This window comes from Pseudoalteromonas sp. G5_S1_14_S5, from assembly GCF_054968605.1.
In genome coordinates, this window is sequence record NZ_JBQKUM010000003.1 from 113355 (window position 1) to 133269 (window position 19915).

Genomic DNA, 19915 nt, shown 5'->3' on the forward strand with positions numbered 1-19915 from the left:
GCATCCTGTTGAAATGGTAGACATAAAAAAAGCGACACCCGAAGATGTCGCCTAGCAAAAACCGGTAAAGCCATTCAAATTGAATACCACAGCTTTACCTAAAAGCTATAAATTACACTGGAAGCAATGTGAGCAATGTCGTGTCAAAAAGAACTTAGTACAAGTTCGCGAGAATTCTGTTGGGTAACCAAGTTGATACTTGATTACTTAACATCCTTGTGAACATTTCCTCATTCCCTAAGACAGGATTAATAATAATGATTCTCATTTGATAGTCAACCATTAAATGATAATAAATCTCATTTAATTTTAGTTGACTGATTAATGCCACGACTTCAACACGTTGATTGAACAGATAACTGTTTTACGAAGTGGATGCGATGTTCTCGAATATTCTCTTTTTCTTCCAGTTTTTCGATTTGGTAACCATTTCTCAATAGCAGACGTAGCATGGCAGGAAACTGATTACGCGATTTCACTTTGAGTTGTTGGTAGCCTTGCTGTTTCACCCACTGCTCTTGAACATCTAATGTAGCCTGTGCGACGCCTTTGTTTCTCGCGAGCGGCGATACGCCACCAAACCAACTGTAAAAAGTGTTCGGTTCCAATTCATAGCCGATTTTAAAACCTAGTAGCACACCCGCTTCTTCCGCGACTAAAATCAAACCCTTCTTGCCTGATAAGCGCTGCGCAAGGGAGGCCACACTCTCTTTTTGAGCAAACTCGTTAATCTGCTCAACAACCGAAACCACTTCGTCCAGCGAGCCTTCACGTATGATGACTGACATACTTTCCCCCCTCATAAACGAAAGGGTTGGCACCACGGCCAACCCTTTAAATAATCTTATAGCTTAACCTAAAGTCGTTACTTTTCTCTTAGATGCTCAGCGGCCTTTGCATTGTCTTCAGCTAGCCACTCAGCGACATCTTTAGCGAAGTAAGTTAGGATGCCATCCGCACCAGCACGCTTAAAGCACAGTAGTGATTCCATAACTGTATCGCGCTCTTTCAGCCAGCCGTTTTGAATCGCCGCTTTATGCATCGCGTATTCGCCAGACACTTGGTATGCATACGTAGGAGCTTGCAGCTCATGCTTGACACGGCGCACGATATCTAGGTAAGGCATGCCTGGTTTCACCATCACCATGTCCGCACCTTCGTTAAGATCCATAGCGACTTCGTGAATGGCTTCATCACTGTTTGCAGGATCCATCTGGTAGTTCTTCTTGTTACCACCTTTCAGGTTAGATGCACTGCCGACAGCATCACGGAATGGACCGTAGTAGCACGACGCATATTTCGCAGAGTACGCCATGATTTGAGTGTGAATATGCCCCGCTTCTTCTAGCGCTTCACGAATCTTACCAATACGACCATCCATCATATCCGATGGGGCAACCACGTCAGCACCCGCTTCAGCATGAGACAGTGCCTGTTTGATCAACACTTCTGTTGTCTCATCATTCATCACGTAGCCATCTTCATCGATGATGCCATCTTGGCCATGTGTGGTGAACGGGTCGAGTGCGACATCTGTGATAATACCAATGTTCGGCACATGTTCTTTTAGTGAACGTACAGCACGCTGAACCAAACCTTCAGAGTTATGGGCTTCAGCTGCGCATAAACTTTTAGCATCTTGGTTCACGACTGGGAATAGAGCAATCGCAGGAACCCCCAATTTAGAAAGGTAATCCGCTTCCTCAAGCATAAGGTCGATCGACAGGCGTTCAACACCCGGCATAGACTCTACACGCTCGCGGCGGTCTTTACCCATTAGGATAAACATTGGGTAGATTAGATCATCTACAGACAATTGATTTTCTGCCATTAGGCGACGGCTAAAGTCGTGCTTACGCATACGGCGCATACGGCGACCTGGGAATTGACCTTGAATTGAAACAGACACTAGATTCTCCTTGCCTAGTCTAAGTACCGGAATACTTAGATATGAAAAGTGCTAAATACAGGCAAAAGCATATCACTGATGGCTCAGGACGCTAACAGTAAAATATAAAACCCACTCAAAAAAGGGAGAAATGGCAAAAAATGACCTTCTCCTCACACTGCCGTATACTCATGACAACTCAGTAAAGACCGTATTCAGGACAAAACAATGATCGACACCCATGCTCATATTTACGCTAGCGAATTCGATGAAGACCGCGAACAGGTAGTGCAGCGCGCACTGGCTCAAGGTATTGATACGATTCTACTACCAAACATCGACCTAGAATCTATCGAGCCAATGCTAGCAACGGAAGCTCAATTTCCGGAAGTATGTCGTTCAATGATGGGCTTACACCCTTGTTATGTTGATGGAAATATTGAAGAAACGCTAAAGACCATTCGCGCTTGGTTCGATAAACGCGACTTTATCGCGGTGGGTGAAATTGGTATCGACCTCTACTGGGACAAAACTTTTAAAGCCGAACAAGAGATGGCCTTCGTTACTCAACTGCAGTGGGCAAAAGAACTCGACCTGCCGGTGGTAATCCACACTCGAGATTCAATAGAAGAGACCCTGACTCTACTAAAACAAGAGCAAGATGGCAGCTTACATGGTGTATTTCACTGCTTTGGCAGCAGCCTAGAAGAAGCTCAAGCGATCAACTCACTCGGTTTCCATCTTGGTTTAGGGGGTGTTTCGACCTTTAAGAATTCAGGTATGGATAAGGTGATCCCACACCTAGATATGGACTACGTTATCTTAGAAACGGACTGCCCTTATCTAGCGCCAGCGCCAAACCGTGGTAAACGCAATGAACCAGCGTACACAGAGCTAGTCGCCAAGCGTATTGCAGACCTACGATGCATCACTCTAGAAGAAGTTGAAAAGATCACAACAGCTAACGCTAAATCATTGTTTAATTTATAAATAATTTGAATAACCAATTTTTATTGTTTTCAATAAAATTTATTTGTTAATAGTAAGTTATGTGTATATTATCAACCGTCTGCATATAGAGGTAGTTAATAATGTGTGACCACTCACAATACTTACAACGTCAGCATCGAACTCTATGGCATAAAATCTTGGGCATTAAAGAGCTCTATATATGCCAGAACTGTGGTTATCAGTTGAAAATTCGATAACGAAGAAGAATAAAAAGCGGCCTAGGGCCGCTTTTTATTATAAGATTTTTACTGAAGAGAGCTGGCTTACGATTCAGCTTCTTCCTCTTCATCGCCATCTGACTTGCGCACATAGAAGCGAGCGAAGAACAAACCGATCTCAAACAGGATACACATTGGAATCGCCAACAGTGTTTGAGAAATCATGTCTGGCGGTGTCAGCATCATACCGATAATAAAAGCACCCACGACAATGTAAGGGCGCTTCTCAGCTAACGCTTTAGGTGTCGTTGCACCTGTCCAACACAACAAGATGATCGCCACTGGTACTTCAAAGGCAATGCCAAAAGCAAAGAACAATGCGAGTACAAAATCAAGATAACTCGATATGTCCGTCGCAAACTCTACCTGCCCTAACGAGATAGCCGTAAAGAAGCTGAATACCAATGGGAATACCACGAAGTAAGCAAACGCCACACCACAGTAAAACAGCAGAGAACTTGAAGCCAAAAGTGGCATGATCAAGCGCTTCTCATGCTTGTACAAACCCGGAGCCACAAAAGCCCACACCTGATACAAAATAAACGGTACCGCGGCAAACACAGCGGAGATTAACGTTAACTTTAAAGGTGTGAAAAATGGCGATGCAACATCGGTTGCGATCATCGTCGCCCCTTCAGGTAGACGATCTACCAAAGGTGCGGATACGAATTCATAAATATCATTAGCAAAATAAATTAGCCCGATAAACACCACTAGAACGGCGAGAATCGATCGTAGTAGTCGATTACGTAGTTCTAGAAGATGGCTAATTAAAGGCTGTGTCTGCTCAGTCGAAGACATTTCAAACCTCTTAAACAGGAAGATCGAAAAGGAGTCGCGTATATCTGGCGACCCCTCCTTGCGAGACTATTCGGCTTTTTTATCTGACGGTGCTGAAGCTTCACTGTTTACCTGAATGGTTTCAGATTCGACAGTTTCCGTGACACTAGGTGTAGTCTCACTCGGCTTATCAGACTCAGGCTTAGCGTATGGACGTTGAACTTCAGCAGCGGCCTGCTTGAGCTCATCGACTGACGCTTTAAGGTCTGGAGATAAATCTTCCATACCCATTTGTTCCGCCTTGCGTAGATTTTCTTGTAGCTCTTGCACCTTAAGCTCGTGAGAAAGTTCATCTTTCACACTGTTTGCCATACTTTTCGCCGCACCCACAAATTTGGATACACTGCGAATTGCCACAGGCAAACGCTCAGGCCCTAGAACCACTAACCCAACGACAGATATTAATACCAGTTCCCAAAAACCGATATCAAACACGATTTACGCCTGCTCTTTGTCTTTCTTTGTTTCAGCAGTCGCTTCTGTCTTCTGCTGTTCAATATTCTTTGGTTCGAAGTCTGCGTCTTTCTTATCTGCAGGCTTTTCATCATCGCTCATTGCTTTCTTGAAGCCTTTAACCGCTGAACCTAAGTCACCGCCCATACCGCGCAGTTTCTTTGTTCCGAATAGCAAAATTACAATTACAGCAATGATTAGAAGTTGCCAAATACTGATACCACCCATTGTCATTGTCCTCGTGTCTGTCTACACAAAAAAATATAAAGAGAGTCTACTGTCTAACGACGGTAAGCTCGCCAACTAAGCAGCCAAAATATGACACCTGCGATGCCACAGCCCATAGATAGCTGCTCATAAGGGCTTGAAACTAATATTGCGGAGCATACGACTAAAGTTGCTCCAACGCCAAACAAAAACTTTCCAGTTGCTTGCTGACGCTTACTCTCTCGGTAACCTTGATAAAGCAGATCCATTCTGTGGTTCATCGCTTTACCTTGGCGCAAGCTGTCATAAAGTAATTCAGGCAGCTCTGGCAGTTTTTCTGCCCAGAATGGCGCGCGCTCTTTGACTGCGTTAATCACAGCTTGCGGCCCTACCTGATTCATCATCCAGGTTTCGAGGAAAGGCTTTGCGGTTTCCCACAAATCGAGTTGTGGATACAACTGACGACCTAACCCTTCAACATACAACAAGGTCTTTTGCAGCAGTACCAACTGAGGCTGAACCTCCATGTTGAAACGCCTTGCTGTATTAAATAAGTTTAGCAACACATGGCCAAATGAGATCTCACCCAGTGGCTTGGCAAAGATCGGTTCACACACCATGCGGATCGCGAACTCGAAGTCATTAACGTTGGTATCATGCGGTACCCAACCCGAATCAACGTGCAGTTCTGCAACTTTACGGTAATCTCGGTTGAAGAAAGCCAGCAGGTTTTCCGCTAAATAACGTTTATCTTCGCTGCTTAACGTGCCGACAATGCCACAATCGAGACCAATCCATTGAGGATTATCTGGGTTATCTGGGTTAACGAATACGTTGCCCGGGTGCATGTCTGCATGGAAAAAACTATCTCGGAATACTTGGGTGAAGAATACCGTCACACCACGTTCCGACAGCAATTTCATATTGGTGCCGTTGGCTTTCAAAGTCCCTACATCCGACACTTGAATACCATAAATACGCTCTGACACCATCAAGGTTTCGCTGCTTAAATCAGGAATCACCTCTGGAACGTATAACTCTTCACTGCCTTCAAAATTACGACGCAGTTGAATGGCATTTGCAGCCTCTCGGCGTAGGTCCAATTCATCAATTAAGGTTTTTTCGTACTCGTGAACCACCTCAACCGGTCTTAAACGACGTGCTTCAGGAAGCGACTTAGCGACTATACTCGCCATTCGATGCATCAGTTTTAGATCTGCATCAATCACCGGGCGAATATCTGGTCGAATTACCTTCAGAACCACCTCTCGGCCGTTCTCTTTTAACTTCGCGGTATGCACCTGAGCGATCGACGCTGAAGCAAGCGGTGTAATATCGAAGTCGGTAAACCAGTTATCTAAACTGCCACCCAGTGCCTCCTCCATATCCCGCTTGGCCAGTTCACCATCAAACGGTGCCACTTGATCTTGCAAAAGTGCCAACTGATCAGCGATATGAGGGGGGAACAGATCACGACGTGTCGACATCATCTGTCCAAACTTAATCCACACCGGCCCTAGCTCTTGCAACGCCAGACGTAGACGATGCCCTAACTCTTTATCTTTGTGCTTGTTCTTAATCCAAAACAGTGACTTTCTCACCAATAGCGGCGCTTTGGTCAATTGGTGCTCTGGCATCAACTCATCAAGGCCATATTCCAACTGTACCTTGATAATATGATAAAGACGTTTCAGTTCTGTTGGGGTCATGCTTTCTCCAACAGAGCGTTTAACTTAGCTTCAAGGCGTGCAGCTGAGCTTTTTACGTCATCAACCTGATCGCAAAAATGTGCCACCTCTAATGGCGCAGGGGCAATTTTCCACTCCTCAGTCAAAACCTGAGCGAAGTGGTTTTGATGTTTCGTCGCCTGCTTTGCCACAAGGTCGCCAACGTTCTTAACGCCTTGTACCAAGGTATGAGCCACCACATCACCTGTCACGCGAGACAACCACTCTTCCAAATCAGGTTTGCAGTCTGTCATCAGCTGAGAAAACTTCTGTGCCAACTGAATATCACCTTCCAAAATCAGCTTATCTTGCTTGATAAGCTTAGTAATATTCGATTGTTCGCGGAGTTCTGGCAATACAGATAGATTCACAGATAAGTAGCAATCAGGTTGCCCTTCGTATTCTGACAACATATCAATTTGTTGGCTAAAAACGAACGTAAGTGTTTTATTCAACTCTTTCAAATTGACTTGAATGATCTGCCCTTTTAGACGCGACAAACGACGAACCAGTGCTGGATCATCGTTTACTAGCGTATTCAAAGAGGTTTCAATAACCGCGGTTACCAATGGATCAAATGGCATGACTGTCCTTACCTTTAAAAACGGATAAGCCTTGACCTATCCGTTCTATCTTTATTCTTATTTTCTATCTAACACACTCAACGTGCTTGCTACCAAGCTCAACTAGAACTTGTAACCTCGGTGCAGCGCTACAATGCCGCCCGTTAGGTTGTAGTATTTCGTATTCTCAAAACCGGCTTCTTGCATCATGCCTTCCAGTGTTTCTTGGTCTGGGTGCATGCGGATAGATTCTGCAAGGTAACGGTAGCTGTCTGCATCGTTAGCAATCAACTCACCCATTTTTGGCAATAGGTGGAATGAGTACGCATCGTATACTTTAGACAGTGGCTCAAGTACTGGCTTAGAAAACTCTAGAACCAAGAGGCGACCACCCGGCTTAAGCACACGGTACATAGAGCGCAGTGCTTTATCTTTATCGGTTACGTTACGCAGGCAGAAGCTGATAGTAATGCAATCGAAGTAGTTGTCTGGGAAAGGCAGCTCTTCAGCATTCGCTTGTACGTAATGTACGTTGCCAACAATACCGCTATCACGCAGTTTATCGCGGCCAACATTCAGCATTGAATTGTTGATATCAGCAAGAACTACATGGCCTTTTTCACCAACGATACGCGAGAATTTCGCCGTCAGGTCACCAGTACCACCACCAAGGTCTAGAATACGCTGACCAGGGCGAACGCCACTGCAATCAATCGTGAATCGTTTCCACAAACGGTGAACACCACCCGACATTAAGTCATTCATGATGTCGTATTTAGCGGCTACAGAGTGAAATACCTCTGCTACTTTCGCGACTTTTTCGTCTTTCGCGACTGTTTCGAAACCAAAGTGTGTGGTTTCTGACTCTACTGCTGAATTTGTCTGCACGCTTGTGTCCATAATGCTGTTATCTACCATGGTAATTTCTCATCGACAGCACACTCTGTGTTTAGAGGCGCTGCGGCCGATTAGTTTACTTTATCCTCAGCGGGTTGTCTTTCTACTAAGGAGGCATTTTCTGAAAAAGCCTCATTTTGCGCCATTTCTGCCAAGCCAATAGAGATAGGTTTCTTCACCTCAACGCCAAGTTGCTTGAAGCTTTCTGCCTGACGAATCACATTACCTCGGCCTGTTACTAGCTTATTCATGGCACCTTGATAGCTTTGATTGGCTCTATCTAGAGAGCTACCAAGACCTTCCATATCATCGACAAACAGACGCAGCTTGTCGTAAAGCTTGCTCGCGCGCTCGGCAATCACCTGAGCGTTCTGATTCTGTCTTTCATTGCGCCACAAGTTATCAATGGTGCGCAGAGCCACCAGCAAAGTAGTTGGGCTGACCAAGATGATGTTTTGCTCCATCGCGTCTTTCACCAAGCTTGGGTCAGATTGAATCGCCACTTGGAATGCAGGTTCAACAGGGATAAACATCAGCACGTAATCCAAGCTTTGGATGCCTTTGAGCTGATGATAATCCTTCTGGCTCAGGCCTTTGATGTGCGATCTCAGTGAGACCAGGTGATCACGCAATGCGGCATCACGCTGCTGATCGGTTTCGGCATTGAAGTAGCGCTCAAACGCGACCAACGCCATTTTCGAATCCACGACCACTTGCTTATCTTGTGGCAAATGGACAATCACATCGGGCTGATAGCGCTTGCCTGCGTCGTTCTGTAGGTTCACTTGCGTTTGGTACTCGTGCCCTTCTCGCAGACCAGACTCAGCAAGCACACGTGCCAGTACCACTTCACCCCAGTTACCTTGTTGTTTGTTGTCACCCTTGAGCGCCTGCGTCAGATTAACCGCTTCACGAGTCATGTTTTCATTAAGGCGCTGCAAATTTTTCAGCTCATGTACTAAGGTATGACGCTCTTTGGCTTCTTGGCTAAAGCTATCGTTAACCTGCTTCTTGAAGCCTTCTAATTGCTCTCTTAGCGGTGAGAGTAACCCTTCTAAACTCTGCTTGTTTTGCTGATCGACCTTAGCAGTTTTGGTTTCAAACAGCTGATTGGCAAGATGCTCGAACTGCTGCTTTAAGCGTGATTCAGCCTGCTCTAAGAGCTGTAGCTTTTCACTGTTAGCAAGGTTCTCTTGATCGTGCCTTGCCTCTTGCTCACGCAGTTCAGCCTCCAACTCAGACTTATGGTCTTTCAGCACATTAATCTCATCGGCATACTGCTGTCGTTCTTGTTTGACCGCTTCGAAGTAGCGAAGCTTTTCCATTGCCGCCATCACCTTGCCATGTGCTTGTTTAAGCTCGAACGCGGCTTTGTCTCGCTCGTCATCCATTTCATCGAGCTCTTGCTGTGCCTCTGCCAGGGAGGATTTGAGCTGTGATTGCTGAGATTCATGCAACAAACGATCAGACTCAAGTTGCTGCTCGAGCAATCGCTGCTGAAAAGAGAGCTTCTGTTTAACCCACCACCCCACGACGCCGCCGCTGACGAGTACGCCAGAAAGTGCAGCAATAAGCGTTGCCTGATGTTCGATAATCCATTGCATGATAATGATTTAGCCTAATTGGAAATAACTCATTAAATGGTATTTTGATACTGGATAAATGTCCAGTTTGCCGTATTAAAATTCGACAGATAGACTAAATGCTCCGTATTCAGTCCCACCCAATTAGAATGAGTTGTCATGAACGAACATCGTGCCTTGGGCTTTGGCCTTTCCGCAGTACTGCTGTGGTCAACGGTCGCTACTGCTTTTAAGCTGACCCTTGCTGAGTTTTCACCTATCCAAATGCTGACCATTGCCAGCATTGTGTCGTCGATTGCGCTGATCGCGGTCTGCGCCTTTCAAGGTAAGCTTTCTCAGCTAAGCACAACATTCCTATCAAACCCTTGGTACTACCTACTGCTCGGTTTGGTTAACCCTCTGGCCTACTACCTGATCCTCTTCAAAGCATACGACCTATTGCCAGCTTCTCAAGCTCAGGCCATCAACTACAGCTGGGCTATCACGCTAACACTGATGGCAGCGGTTTTTCTGGGGCAAAAGATTCGCAAGCAAGATTGGGTGGCGTGTACCTTCAGTTATGCGGGTGTGGTCGTGATTGCTACCAAGGGCGATGTGCTAGGTATGCAGTTCGATAGCCCACTTGGCGTAGCACTAGCACTGCTTTCAACACTACTGTGGGCGGGCTACTGGATCCTTAACACCAAAAACAAGGCTGATCCTGTGGTAGGCGTACTACTAGGATTCTTAGTGGCGCTGCCCTTCGCGATTGGTTTAACCATTTTCGAAGGCGAGAGCTTTAGCCAAATCACGGCGAAAGGTTGGATGGCGGTGACTTATGTCGGCCTGTTTGAGATGGGGATTACCTTTGTATTGTGGCTATCAGCATTGAAACTAACCAACAACACGGCCCGTATCAGTAACCTGATTTTCGCATCACCTTTTATCTCTTTGATCCTACTTTCGACCATTATCGGCGAAGAAATTCACCCATCAACGCTGTTTGGTTTAGTGCTGATTATTGCTGGTTTGGTGATTCAACAACTCAAATTCTCAAAAGACAAAACAGTTGCCAATGAGAGCTAAAAGCGTCGATTGATTGAGAAAATCATCAATTTAGCCGCTTTAGCTTATAATAAGATACAAAAATGGCGAGTCGTATGACTCGCCATTTTTATGCAATTTATCTAGGTTAGAAAAGCGAAATGCTTACACCCACTGACCAGCAGTAAAGCCTGAACTCCAACACCATTGGAAGTTGTAACCACCAAGCCAGCCCGTTACGTCCATCACCTCACCAACGAAGAATAAGCCTTTAATGTTCTTACATTCCATGGTTTTGGATGACAGGTGATCGGTATCTACGCCGCCTAGAGTCACTTCTGCAGTCCGATAGCCTTCTGTGCCGTTTGGTGCAACCGCCCAGTTTTCTAGACGCTCAACGATGGTTGCCATCTCTTTCTGGTTGAACTGCTTAAGTGGTTTGTCTGCCAATTCTTTACGTTCAATCAGCACTTCAACCAAACGCTTTGGTAGTACTTTTGCTAGCGTGTTCTTTAGAGATTGGTTCGGGTGCTTCTCGCGGCTGCGTTCAAGCAGTTCGGCAACATCGTCGTTTGGTACAAGGTTAATCGTCACCTTTTGACCCGCTTTCCAGAACGAAGAGATTTGCAGTACAGAAGGGCCAGATAGACCGCGATGCGTAAACAGCAGCGCTTCTTTAAATAAGGTTCCATCTTGTGCCGTGATCTCCGCAGGAATTGCGATACCAGAGAGCTCGGCGAAATCTTCTTTGTCTTCTTTATGCAGCGTAAACGGCACTAAGCCTGCTGTGGTCGGCATGACCGACAAACCAAATTGCTCCGCAATCTTGTAGCCAAATGGCGTTGCGCCCAGTTTAGGCATCGATAAGCCACCGGTCGCTACCACCAGTGAATCACATTCAACTTGGTCGGTATTTAGGTGCATCTTAAAGCCAGAGTCGGTCTTTTCGATAGAGTGAACGTCGCAGCGGTAGCGTTGCTCAACTTTCGCTTGCTGACACTCTTCAAGCAGCATGCTCACGATATCTTTTGCTGTATGGTCATTCACACAAAATAGCTGACCATGATCGCGCTCTTCAAATTCAATGCCGTACTTGCTCACCATAGAGATGAAATCCCAGTTGGTGTATTGAGACAAAGCTGACTTTACGAAGTGAGGGTTTTTACACAGGAAGTTATTCGCAGACACATCGTAGTTGGTGAAATTACAACGACCACCACCTGAGATTAAAATTTTTCTGCCTGGCTTTTTCGCATGATCAACCACCAGCACTCGTCGGCCACGTTTACCAGCTTCCGCGGCACACATTAAGCCTGCGGCGCCCGCACCAATCACGATTACATCAAATTTTTCACTCATTGCGGTTCTGCTTTCTTCACTTTGCACCTTGAGGACGCCCTGTTCTCAAAATGCCATCAATAAAAAAGGATGTGCATTAACAGCACATCCTTACTAACTGCTCGCTATTTTAGCGTCAATTTTAAACTTTGCAATTGGTGTTCAATCGTACAAATTCCGCTCAACCACTAGTGCTTGTCAAAGTTCTACGAGAAATAACCGACACTCTAATCACACACGTTGATTTGCCTAAACGATAAAGGCGGCCAATAACGTCACACCAAGCAGAACCGAAGACAGTATGAATAGCTCTCTCACTCGATCACATTTAGAAGTAAACACCTCGTCGTGGTGATGGTGATACTCTTTGCTTTTGATGTAACTAAATAATCGAACCTGTTTAGTCATATTGCCATGAGTTGTGAAGAACCCGCCTCCGTCTACTTGTTGATAAAGTAGAGGATGCGCTTCTCGCATAATATGAATGAGTGTTCGTAGCGTCGTGAAATAACGCGCCCAGTTCACACACGTCACAGCCATTAGTGCAAATAGAATAGTGTCGCCGCTGATCATTCTTTCCTCCCTACATCTTCAAAGGAAAACTCAAAAGAAAAAGATAATCAGAGTCTTTTTCTTACAGCCTAGGCTGCAGGAGCATCCATGATTGAAGATGAACCATCTTTTGCCAATTGCGCTAGGTCTTTGTCTATAAAGAACAGTGCTTTACCGTCTTCTCCAACAAGTTCTAGCTTATCCAGTACACCTTTAAACAACTTCTCTTCTTCGTGTTGCTCTGCAACGTACCATTGCAGGAAGTTAAAGGTTGAGTAATCTTGTGTGCTGAAAGCAACGTGAGCCAGCTTATTGATCTTTTCAGTAATCATTTGCTCATGCTCATAAGTTTCTCGGAACACCGCACCAAGGCTATCGTATTCATGTTTTGGTGCTTCGATCGCACCTAAAATTGGCATTGCACCGGTCTCACTCACGTAAGTGAAAAGACGCTGCATGTGTTCCATTTCTTCTACCGCATGAGCACGCAGAAACTCTGCTGCACCTTCAAATCCTTTGTCTTCACACCAAGCACTCATTTGTAAGTATAGATTGGATGAGAAAAATTCTAGATTAATTTGCTCGTTCAGTTGCTCAACCATAGTTTTTGACAGCATTTAAGACTCCTAAGTACATCCTCAATTTTCTCTACTATATCACTATTTTATTAATATCTCGCTGACTATTAGTTAACCGATATTTTGAACCTTCACTACGCAAGACGATGGATATGAGATCACTTCAGCAAAAAAAGGCATCGCACAGTGCTAATCTTTAATCAGACAATGAATAAAGGAGGTAGCGATATGAGTTACAAACATATTTTGGTCGCGGTCGATTTATCAGATGACAGCAAATTAATTGTGGATAAAGCGGTAGCATTGGCAAAGCCATTAGGAGCCAAAGTCTCTTTTATCCATATCGATATTAACTATGCCGAGCTCTATACCGGGCTGATTGACATCAACATGGCAGAGACCCAACACAACGCGATGGAAGCGTCTCGTATTCAGCTACAAAACTTTGCAGAGCATGCTCAATACCCGATCACTCACACGCTTGTGGGTAGCGGCGATTTGAGCCATGAGTTGTGCGATACCATCACCGAATACAACGTTGATTTAGTGGTGTGTGGTCACCATCAGGACTTTTGGAGCAAACTGCTCTCTTCTACACGACAACTGATCAATGCCACTCCGGTTGATATGCTGGTCGTGCCTCTAAGAGATTCAGAAGACTAATGATTTAAGGTTAGGTAACATACAGCTCATCTCTCAATAACGAAGTTTTACTATGAGCTATTTAGCTGGTGTTACCCTCCTATGGGCCTTCTCTTTTAGCCTGATTGGCGTCTACCTTGCTGGTCAGGTTGATTCTTGGTTCTCTGTTCTGATGCGTGTTGCTCTAGCAGGTATCGTCTTTCTTCCTTTCCTAAAGTTCCGTGGCATCCCTGGTAAGTTGATCGTTAAATTGATGGCGATTGGTGGTATTCAGCTTGGCCTGATGTACTGCTTCTACTATCAATCTTTCTTGCTGCTATCCGTACCGGAAGTGCTGCTATTTACCGTCTTTACTCCAATCTATGTCACTCTAATTTATGACTTCCTAAAAGGGCAATTCTCACCTTGGTACTTAGTCACGGCTGCGATTGCGGTATTGGGCGCAGTATTCATTAAGTTCGCTGGAATTAACGACGACTTTTTGGTTGGATTCCTAGTCGTGCAAGGTGCAAACCTCTGCTTTGCGATTGGTCAGGTGGGCTACAAAGTGGTGATGGAGAAGGAGTCGACAGAGCTTCCTCAACATACGGTATTTGGCTATTTCTACCTGGGCGCTCTGTGCGTGGCTTCGGTTGCGTTCATGCTTCTAGGCAACCCTGAAAAACTACCAACCACTTCACTTCAATGGGGAATCCTTATCTACCTAGGCTTAATTGCTTCTGGGTTGGGTTACTTTATGTGGAACAAAGGTGCATGCATGGTAAACGCAGGTGCACTTGCCGTAATGAACAACGTGTTGGTACCTGCAGGTCTAGTCGTAAACATCCTGATCTGGAACCGAGACGTTGATTTGGTACGACTATCGATTGGCGGCGGAGTTATCTTGCTTTCTCTCATCGTGAATGAGACGTGGGTGAAAAAGCGTGTGGCGAGATCGGCGAGCAACACCTAATAGATTGAATGCGCCAGCACGGCTAAGTTCTCGTCTGAGACAAAAAGCAAAAGAGCGACCTAAGGTCGCTCTTTTTAGATATGGCTAACGTGTTGAATAATGTTCAACAGCTGTTGTTAGTGAATGTGATTCACAACCACAGCCTGGTTTTCAGTGAAAGTTACATCATCAAGTCGTAAGTTGATGCGTTCCAATTCACTTTCCAGCTTCTGACTTTTCTTAAACAGCTTTTGCTGCTTCTTAATCATCTTCGCCAGCTTCTTGTTGTATTTCTCTTGTTTCTTAGCTGCTTTCTTCGCTCGCTTAAGTTCTGATTTTTCATCACCACTCGCGTTAGCGATGCGTTTTTTCAGTTTGTCTTTTTTCGGTGTCGCTTGTTTCTCTGCATCTCCGAGAGCAACGGCTGGGTCAAACATCTGTACTGATGAATCAAGCATCTCTGCCAGGGTGACCTCAGGCTTTGGTAGCGTTTCGGCTAACAGACCACAAGCCGCCTTTTCTTCAGCTGGCTTACTCTGGCAACCGAGCGGTGGAATTGCAGTTGGTTTGCACAGGTTCGCTTCGTCCGCCGATGAACGTGCACAAGAACGGCACACAAACTTTGGCTCAGTAACCAAGCTGTGGATCTCGCCTAGGTGTTCGGTAATATCTCGACGATTTAACTTACAAAAGCGTTTAGCCATGCTACAACTCCAGCTAAGAATAATAATGATTCTTAGTTAGATATACATCCGTAACGCGACTATCGCAAGTGTTAAATGGCAATTTATCGTATTTATGACGGGAAATTTTCTTAGCGCATCGCTAAGTCATTGATGCTTTCACATACACGTCAAAACGGTTCTTTTTGGTTTCGATCGCCATACTCGGTTTTTTCTCATCTAACCAAGCCGCATAATCGGGTCTTTTGACCACCACTCGCTTTGATGCGAGCTTCATTGCAGGTGCCAATAGAGCATCCGCATCTAAGTCTGCACCGACCAAAGATTGGAATACGCGCATCTCTTTTTTGACTAAAGCCGATTTCTTTTTGTTCTCAGGGTGTGGGTACATTGGATCTAGATACACCACATCCGGTCGCTCAAAGTGAGGGTCGTCGCTGAGCTTATCCAGCGCATCATGGCTTGAAGCATGAATCAACTTCATACGTTTGCTAACCCAGCCACCGATATCAGGGTCTTGCTGTGCACGCTGTAATCCATCATCAAGCAGCGCTGCAACAACAGGGTGACGCTCGACCATCTGCACCTTGCAACCTAAAGAAGCGAGTACAAATGCATCGCGCCCTAGGCCAGCCGTACCATCAAGAATGGTTGGCGTAGCGCCTTTATTTAAACCTGCCGCCTTGGCGATAGCTTGGCCTTTGCCACCACCAAACTTACGTCGATGACCAACCGCGCCGCCAACTAAATCAACGAAGATAGCGCCTAGTTTGGGCTCGTCTACTTTGCGCAGTTCAAGTCGCTCGCTAGTCAGCACCAAAGCAAATTCGCTGTTTTCATCGTGAGATAAATTCCAACGGGTCGCTAAGTCATTCAGATGATCGATTTGGGTAGCATCTTCGCAAATCAGTTGTAGTTGCAAGGTCGTCTCCAACAGACAGTAGTATTAAAAACAAAAGAGGCAACCAGTTTACCTGATTGCCTCAACAATACATATTAGCGGTGCAAACTATTAGCACCTAAAGTAGCGAGATGAAAACAAGGACCGTACGCAGGCATGGTTAGTTTGCGTTTTCTAGCGATCACTCTTGCTGAAGCTCATCAACCAGCTCAGCAAGCGGCTTAGGTCGGCCAATGATGTAGCCCTGTGCATAGTTAACACCGAGCTCAATCAGCTTGTCGATGATCTGGGTGTTTTCAACGAACTCAGCCACTGTGTGCTTACCCATCTGCTTGGCTAGATCATTGATAGAACGAACCATCACATGGTCCATCTCATTGACATCAATATCACGCACGAACAAACCATCGATCTTAACGATGTCGACTGGTAGCTTCTTCAAGTAACCAAACGACGATAACCCAGACCCGAAATCATCGAGCGCAATCATGCAGCCAAGGTCTTTGATTCGAGTGAAGAACTTGATCGCCTGCTTCATGTTACTCATCGCCGCTGTTTCGGTGATCTCTAAGCAGAACTTATGAGACGGAATCAACGAGTTGCTCAAGCTTTCAATCAAGAACTCAACAAACTCTCGATTGCCCATCGAGTGGCCGGAAAGGTTAATAGAACACATCCCTAAAGCATCAATCAGATGTGGGCGTTGCTCTAACCAACTGAGTGTCTGACCGATCACTTGGCGGTCAATCAAATGCGCAATGTTGTAGCGCTCAGAAGCAGGCATGAAGATCCCCGGAGAGATGTATTCCCCATCCACATTCTTAATGCGCACTAAGATCTCGAAGTGCATTTTGTCGCTGTCTTCGTCTAAGCCAAGAATACGCTGTGCAAACAACTCCAAGCGATCATTGGCCAGGGCTTCATGCACTAGGTTAACGCATTCCATCTCTAGGTGACGTCGACGCAAGTCTTCATCATCTTGATGGTAGAGGTGATAACGATTACGCCCTTCCTCTTTAGCCGCATGACACGCCGCATCTGCCTGAGCATGCACCATTTGTGGCGTTGCAGCAGTATGGTCGATCAGTCGAATACCGATAGAGCAGGTTAAGTTTAGTCGGATGTCACCCCACAAGAATGGATTGTCGCCCATCATCGAAATGATACTGCGACACACATTCACCGCGTCTCGCTCAGTGCAGTCTTTGATGAGCACCGCAAACTCATCCCCACCCATACGCGCCAATACCGCTTTGTATGGCAGTACCTCTTCCAATAACTGCGCACTAAACAAAATCGCGGCATCGCCCGCTTCATGCCCTGCGGTATCGTTCAGTACTTTCAGCTGGTCTAGGTCTAAAAACAGCATTGCGTGAGTGCGCATGTGACTCTCAACCTCTTTGAGTGCCTTCTGTAGCTCTTGCTCAAAGTGGTTACGGTTAAAGGTATCAGTCAGCAAATCATAGCGTGCCTGATACTCTAACTTTTCTGAAAGCTCATGTGTCTCAGTGATGTCCTCACCCACAATCAACAACTGATCAGACTCCACCAGCGGGCGGATATTTTCTCGAATCCAAATCGTACTGCCATCAGCATGACGATATTCAATATCACGACGCCATACACCACGAATCTTGTACTGTGGCTGCAACAAGATATGACGTGGAATCATTGCGTTTTCATCGACATAGAACTCTCTAGGGCGATGACCTAAAAGCTCATCCAGTGGGTAGCCAAGCAACTCTTCGGCAAACTGATTCACTTGTTGGATGCGGTTATTGCCATCCAAGGTGATCATCATCACCGGTTGTTTGTCGTAATAGAGTTTTAGGTTCGCTTCCCGCTGGAAAAGCTTGTTCTCAGCTAACTTACGTGAAGTGACATCGCGCGCCTCAAACAAGAACTGAATATCACCTTCTTCACTACCCGGCATCGGCTTTAATGAGATATCCAATACCATCGCACCGCGATCTCGGCACCAAACCTCAGCTTCAAAGCGTAAAGATGGGTGATCATCTCGCTCAATAAAATACTCTTTCAACACCTCACTGGCAGAATCTTCCCAGTGCTGATGTTCTTGCAAAGGTGTTCCTAGCTTATAGCCCTGATTATAGAGCAGCTCATGCAGCTTGCTATTACTCGACAGCAACACACCGCCTTTGTCGATAATGCCCATAAACTGAAGGCTCTGGTCGAATATCGACTCCAACAGTCGCTGGCTTTGGCGGCTTGCTCGTTCACTCTTCTTGAGACGATTGAGGTAATACACCAAGATGGCGATTACGCATGACATACCAAGGAACATTAAACCAATATTGCGAATTTCATCGCGATAGCGCATCAGGAAAGGCTTTGGCTTGTTAAGAAACGTTACTGCCGCTTCGTTTTCTGCCCCCAAATCCCAACGCGATATTTGTTGATAGTCGAGTTTAATCTCCGGTGAACCTGCAACCACAGGAGGCAACGGTTCATTAGGATTCGCCAACACTTTCAACAAAACACGACCCGTGTTACGTCCTTGAGTTTCACCGCTTTGAATTACTCCGCCAATGGCACCAAAACCTAGACCTAAGTCGTGCACCATATACAGTGGCATTTGCGTTTTAATGTTCAGCTGACGCCAGTCCTCATCAGTACTCACATTACCTTTCGCATCTCGGTAATACGCCCAAAACAGCAAACTTTTCCCTAAGTCTGCGCGCTGCGAAAAAGTCGTCAGTTCTTGGTATGAGTCTGGAACATAGTGTTCGATTAAATCTGCAAAGTTAGGGTTGTTTTCAATGAACAGATCGATTTGCGCGCGAATGGCCTCACCATTCACCGAGTGATCGGTCACCATGTAGACCTTTTTCACGTTCGCCTGGAGGCGCTTAATCAGTTCGATGTTACCAACCAGATCGATGTCTGCAGTGATACCCGTTGCATTCAAGCCTTCGATCATTTTAGGAGAGAAGTTGTTGATGCCACCGAAGATGACCGGGGTTCCATCGAGATCGGACGCTAAACGCTTCATCAGATTGAGGGCGTTGTTATCACTCACCACAACCGCTGCAAACTCTTCGTGCATTAATTTGGTATGGTAAAGCTGGTAAACGCGCTCTAAGTATTCAGGGTTTTGAGAACGTTTGCTGTCAAGGTAAACGACGCGGTAAGACAACCCGTCGCGATCAAGTGCTTCGGACAACCCTTTATGGAAATCATCCGTCCAGAAAAAACCTTGATGGTAGGAGTGGATCACCAATACATCTTTTGTCTGCGCCGAAGCAAATACGCTCCAACACATCGCAATAAATAACACCCAAAATCGCACTGAATTTACCCTAACATCATTGTTGCTGCTAATATTATCACCCTTGGCTAAGATATGTGCTCTAGCCAATATATTTTCACTCAATCTAAGGGTTAAGCATGTCCACAACTACCGCTCGTCTCGATGATCTAGACCGTGCCATTCTGAAAACCTTAATGGAAGATGCTCGTACGCCTTACGCTGAGATGGCAAAGCAGTTTGACGTAAGCCCCGCGACTATTCACGTCCGAATCGAGAAAATGAGATCGGCCGACATTATTGAGCGTACTGAGGTGGTGATAAACACGAAAAAGCTAGGTTACGACGTATGTTGCTTTATTGGTATCAACCTTAATGCAGCCAAAGATTACCACTCGGCAATCGCCAAGCTGAATGCCCTAGATGAGGTAGTTGAAGCCTACTACACCACTGGAGCCTACAATATTTTCGTTAAGTTGATGTGTAAATCGATTGAAGAGCTGCAGTTCGTCCTGATCGATAAGTTACAGGCAATTGACGAGGTGCAATCGACCGAGACGCTAATCTCACTGCAAAACCCAATCAATCGTAATGTGAACCCATAATCAATTG

General features: G+C 45.6%; 20 protein-coding genes. 5 read left to right on the forward strand and 15 right to left on the reverse strand.

The genetic code is table 11. From position 1 onward, the window contains the following. Positions 1 to 335: 335 nt before the first annotated feature. Together ACTRWI_RS01855 and hemB are read right to left on the reverse strand one after the other, a co-directional pair. The gene (locus ACTRWI_RS01855) at positions 336 to 788 is read right to left on the reverse strand and encodes a GNAT family N-acetyltransferase (RefSeq protein WP_499128877.1); all 453 of its coding nucleotides are present in this window, start codon (positions 786 to 788) and stop codon (positions 336 to 338) included. A 77-nt stretch (positions 789 to 865) separates the two neighbouring features. Next, positions 866 to 1870 (reverse strand): porphobilinogen synthase, encoded by a 1005-nt coding sequence (gene hemB / locus ACTRWI_RS01860; RefSeq protein WP_499128919.1) that lies wholly within the window; start codon positions 1868 to 1870, stop codon positions 866 to 868. A gap of 246 nt (positions 1871 to 2116) precedes the next feature. Between hemB and ACTRWI_RS01865 the strand changes: the two genes are divergently transcribed. Beyond that, positions 2117 to 2878 carry a TatD family hydrolase gene (locus ACTRWI_RS01865; protein ID WP_499128878.1) on the forward strand — a complete coding sequence of 254 codons (762 nt, stop codon included), beginning with the start codon at positions 2117 to 2119 and terminating at the stop codon, positions 2876 to 2878. A gap of 284 nt (positions 2879 to 3162) precedes the next feature. On the opposite strand, the gene tatC is transcribed toward ACTRWI_RS01865, so the two are convergent. From tatC to rmuC, 7 genes are all read right to left on the reverse strand, one after another. Continuing rightward, positions 3163 to 3918 carry a twin-arginine translocase subunit TatC gene (gene tatC, locus ACTRWI_RS01870; RefSeq protein ID WP_499128879.1) on the reverse strand — a complete coding sequence of 252 codons (756 nt, stop codon included), beginning with the start codon at positions 3916 to 3918 and terminating at the stop codon, positions 3163 to 3165. A gap of 66 nt (positions 3919 to 3984) precedes the next feature. Next, positions 3985 to 4392: a Sec-independent protein translocase protein TatB gene (tatB, locus tag ACTRWI_RS01875; protein ID WP_004740982.1), complete on the reverse strand. Its 408-nt coding sequence runs from the start codon at positions 4390 to 4392 to the stop codon at positions 3985 to 3987. Positions 4393 to 4395: 3 nt separating this feature from the next. Next, complete coding sequence (gene tatA, locus ACTRWI_RS01880; RefSeq protein ID WP_008218506.1) at positions 4396 to 4638, reverse strand: Sec-independent protein translocase subunit TatA; 243 nt, start codon at positions 4636 to 4638, stop codon at positions 4396 to 4398. 53 nt (positions 4639 to 4691) lie between these two features. Beyond that, the gene (gene ubiB / locus ACTRWI_RS01885) at positions 4692 to 6326 is read right to left on the reverse strand and encodes a ubiquinone biosynthesis regulatory protein kinase UbiB (RefSeq protein ID WP_499128880.1); all 1635 of its coding nucleotides are present in this window, start codon (positions 6324 to 6326) and stop codon (positions 4692 to 4694) included. Beyond that, the gene (locus ACTRWI_RS01890; RefSeq protein WP_499128881.1) at positions 6323 to 6928 is read right to left on the reverse strand and encodes a ubiquinone biosynthesis accessory factor UbiJ; all 606 of its coding nucleotides are present in this window, start codon (positions 6926 to 6928) and stop codon (positions 6323 to 6325) included. Before ACTRWI_RS01890 ends, ubiB begins: the two co-directional genes overlap by 4 nt. Positions 6929 to 7030: 102 nt before the next feature. Beyond that, entirely contained in the window at positions 7031 to 7825 is a 795-nt protein-coding gene (gene ubiE / locus ACTRWI_RS01895) for a bifunctional demethylmenaquinone methyltransferase/2-methoxy-6-polyprenyl-1,4-benzoquinol methylase UbiE (RefSeq protein WP_004740976.1), read from the reverse strand. A 50-nt stretch (positions 7826 to 7875) separates the two neighbouring features. Further along, entirely contained in the window at positions 7876 to 9408 is a 1533-nt protein-coding gene (gene rmuC, locus ACTRWI_RS01900) for a DNA recombination protein RmuC (RefSeq protein WP_499128882.1), read from the reverse strand. A 138-nt stretch (positions 9409 to 9546) separates the two neighbouring features. Here rmuC and ACTRWI_RS01905 point away from each other — a divergent pair, with 138 nt between their 5' ends. After that, complete coding sequence (locus ACTRWI_RS01905; protein WP_499128883.1) at positions 9547 to 10452, forward strand: DMT family transporter; 906 nt, start codon at positions 9547 to 9549, stop codon at positions 10450 to 10452. A 123-nt stretch (positions 10453 to 10575) separates the two neighbouring features. Here the strand turns inward: ACTRWI_RS01905 and ACTRWI_RS01910 are convergent, their stop codons facing one another. The 3 genes from ACTRWI_RS01910 to ftnA form a co-directional block, all read right to left on the reverse strand. Beyond that, a complete protein-coding gene (locus ACTRWI_RS01910; RefSeq protein WP_499128884.1) occupies positions 10576 to 11769 on the reverse strand; it encodes a BaiN/RdsA family NAD(P)/FAD-dependent oxidoreductase in 1194 nt (397 codons plus the stop codon). Positions 11770 to 11997: 228 nt separating this feature from the next. Beyond that, positions 11998 to 12321, reverse strand: coding sequence for a universal stress protein UspB (uspB, locus tag ACTRWI_RS01915; RefSeq protein ID WP_499128885.1), 324 nt, complete (start codon positions 12319 to 12321; stop codon positions 11998 to 12000). A gap of 68 nt (positions 12322 to 12389) precedes the next feature. Next, on the reverse strand, positions 12390 to 12917 hold the full coding sequence (ftnA, locus tag ACTRWI_RS01920) for a non-heme ferritin (RefSeq protein WP_063525422.1): 528 nt from the start codon (positions 12915 to 12917) through the stop codon (positions 12390 to 12392). 189 nt (positions 12918 to 13106) lie between these two features. Here ftnA and uspA point away from each other — a divergent pair, with 189 nt between their 5' ends. Together uspA and ACTRWI_RS01930 are read left to right on the forward strand one after the other, a co-directional pair. Beyond that, entirely contained in the window at positions 13107 to 13541 is a 435-nt protein-coding gene (gene uspA, locus ACTRWI_RS01925) for a universal stress protein UspA (RefSeq protein WP_499128886.1), read from the forward strand. Positions 13542 to 13593: 52 nt separating this feature from the next. After that, positions 13594 to 14472 carry a carboxylate/amino acid/amine transporter gene (locus tag ACTRWI_RS01930; protein ID WP_499128887.1) on the forward strand — a complete coding sequence of 293 codons (879 nt, stop codon included), beginning with the start codon at positions 13594 to 13596 and terminating at the stop codon, positions 14470 to 14472. 116 nt (positions 14473 to 14588) lie between these two features. Here ACTRWI_RS01930 and ACTRWI_RS01935 read toward each other — a convergent pair whose 3' ends face one another. From ACTRWI_RS01935 to ACTRWI_RS01945, 3 genes are all read right to left on the reverse strand, one after another. Then, the gene (locus ACTRWI_RS01935; protein WP_499128889.1) at positions 14589 to 15155 is read right to left on the reverse strand and encodes a hypothetical protein; all 567 of its coding nucleotides are present in this window, start codon (positions 15153 to 15155) and stop codon (positions 14589 to 14591) included. A gap of 121 nt (positions 15156 to 15276) precedes the next feature. Continuing rightward, entirely contained in the window at positions 15277 to 16044 is a 768-nt protein-coding gene (locus tag ACTRWI_RS01940) for a class I SAM-dependent methyltransferase (RefSeq protein ID WP_499128921.1), read from the reverse strand. A 172-nt stretch (positions 16045 to 16216) separates the two neighbouring features. Further along, complete coding sequence (locus ACTRWI_RS01945) at positions 16217 to 19345, reverse strand: EAL domain-containing protein (RefSeq protein ID WP_499128891.1); 3129 nt, start codon at positions 19343 to 19345, stop codon at positions 16217 to 16219. Between the two features lie 98 nt (positions 19346 to 19443). On the opposite strand from ACTRWI_RS01945, the gene asnC reads away from it, so the two are divergent. Then, positions 19444 to 19908: a transcriptional regulator AsnC gene (asnC, locus tag ACTRWI_RS01950; RefSeq protein ID WP_004740948.1), complete on the forward strand. Its 465-nt coding sequence runs from the start codon at positions 19444 to 19446 to the stop codon at positions 19906 to 19908. The last annotated feature ends 7 nt before the right edge of the window (positions 19909 to 19915 follow it).

Coding starts and splice junctions, on each gene's coding strand:
- ACTRWI_RS01855 (WP_499128877.1), bottom strand. CDS start 788: ATGTCAGTCATCATACGTGAAGGCTCGCTGGACGAAGTGGTTTCGGTT.
- hemB (WP_499128919.1), bottom strand. CDS start 1,870: ATGCGCCGTATGCGTAAGCACGACTTTAGCCGTCGCCTAATGGCAGAA.
- ACTRWI_RS01865 (WP_499128878.1), top strand. CDS start 2,117: ATGATCGACACCCATGCTCATATTTACGCTAGCGAATTCGATGAAGAC.
- tatC (WP_499128879.1), bottom strand. CDS start 3,918: ATGTCTTCGACTGAGCAGACACAGCCTTTAATTAGCCATCTTCTAGAA.
- tatA (WP_008218506.1), bottom strand. CDS start 4,638: ATGGGTGGTATCAGTATTTGGCAACTTCTAATCATTGCTGTAATTGTA.
- ubiB (WP_499128880.1), bottom strand. CDS start 6,326: ATGACCCCAACAGAACTGAAACGTCTTTATCATATTATCAAGGTACAG.
- ACTRWI_RS01890 (WP_499128881.1), bottom strand. CDS start 6,928: ATGCCATTTGATCCATTGGTAACCGCGGTTATTGAAACCTCTTTGAAT.
- ubiE (WP_004740976.1), bottom strand. CDS start 7,825: ATGGTAGATAACAGCATTATGGACACAAGCGTGCAGACAAATTCAGCA.
- rmuC (WP_499128882.1), bottom strand. CDS start 9,408: ATGCAATGGATTATCGAACATCAGGCAACGCTTATTGCTGCACTTTCT.
- ACTRWI_RS01905 (WP_499128883.1), top strand. CDS start 9,547: ATGAACGAACATCGTGCCTTGGGCTTTGGCCTTTCCGCAGTACTGCTG.
- ACTRWI_RS01910 (WP_499128884.1), bottom strand. CDS start 11,769: ATGAGTGAAAAATTTGATGTAATCGTGATTGGTGCGGGCGCCGCAGGC.
- uspB (WP_499128885.1), bottom strand. CDS start 12,321: ATGATCAGCGGCGACACTATTCTATTTGCACTAATGGCTGTGACGTGT.
- ftnA (WP_063525422.1), bottom strand. CDS start 12,917: ATGCTGTCAAAAACTATGGTTGAGCAACTGAACGAGCAAATTAATCTA.
- uspA (WP_499128886.1), top strand. CDS start 13,107: ATGAGTTACAAACATATTTTGGTCGCGGTCGATTTATCAGATGACAGC.
- ACTRWI_RS01930 (WP_499128887.1), top strand. CDS start 13,594: ATGAGCTATTTAGCTGGTGTTACCCTCCTATGGGCCTTCTCTTTTAGC.
- ACTRWI_RS01935 (WP_499128889.1), bottom strand. CDS start 15,155: ATGGCTAAACGCTTTTGTAAGTTAAATCGTCGAGATATTACCGAACAC.
- asnC (WP_004740948.1), top strand. CDS start 19,444: ATGTCCACAACTACCGCTCGTCTCGATGATCTAGACCGTGCCATTCTG.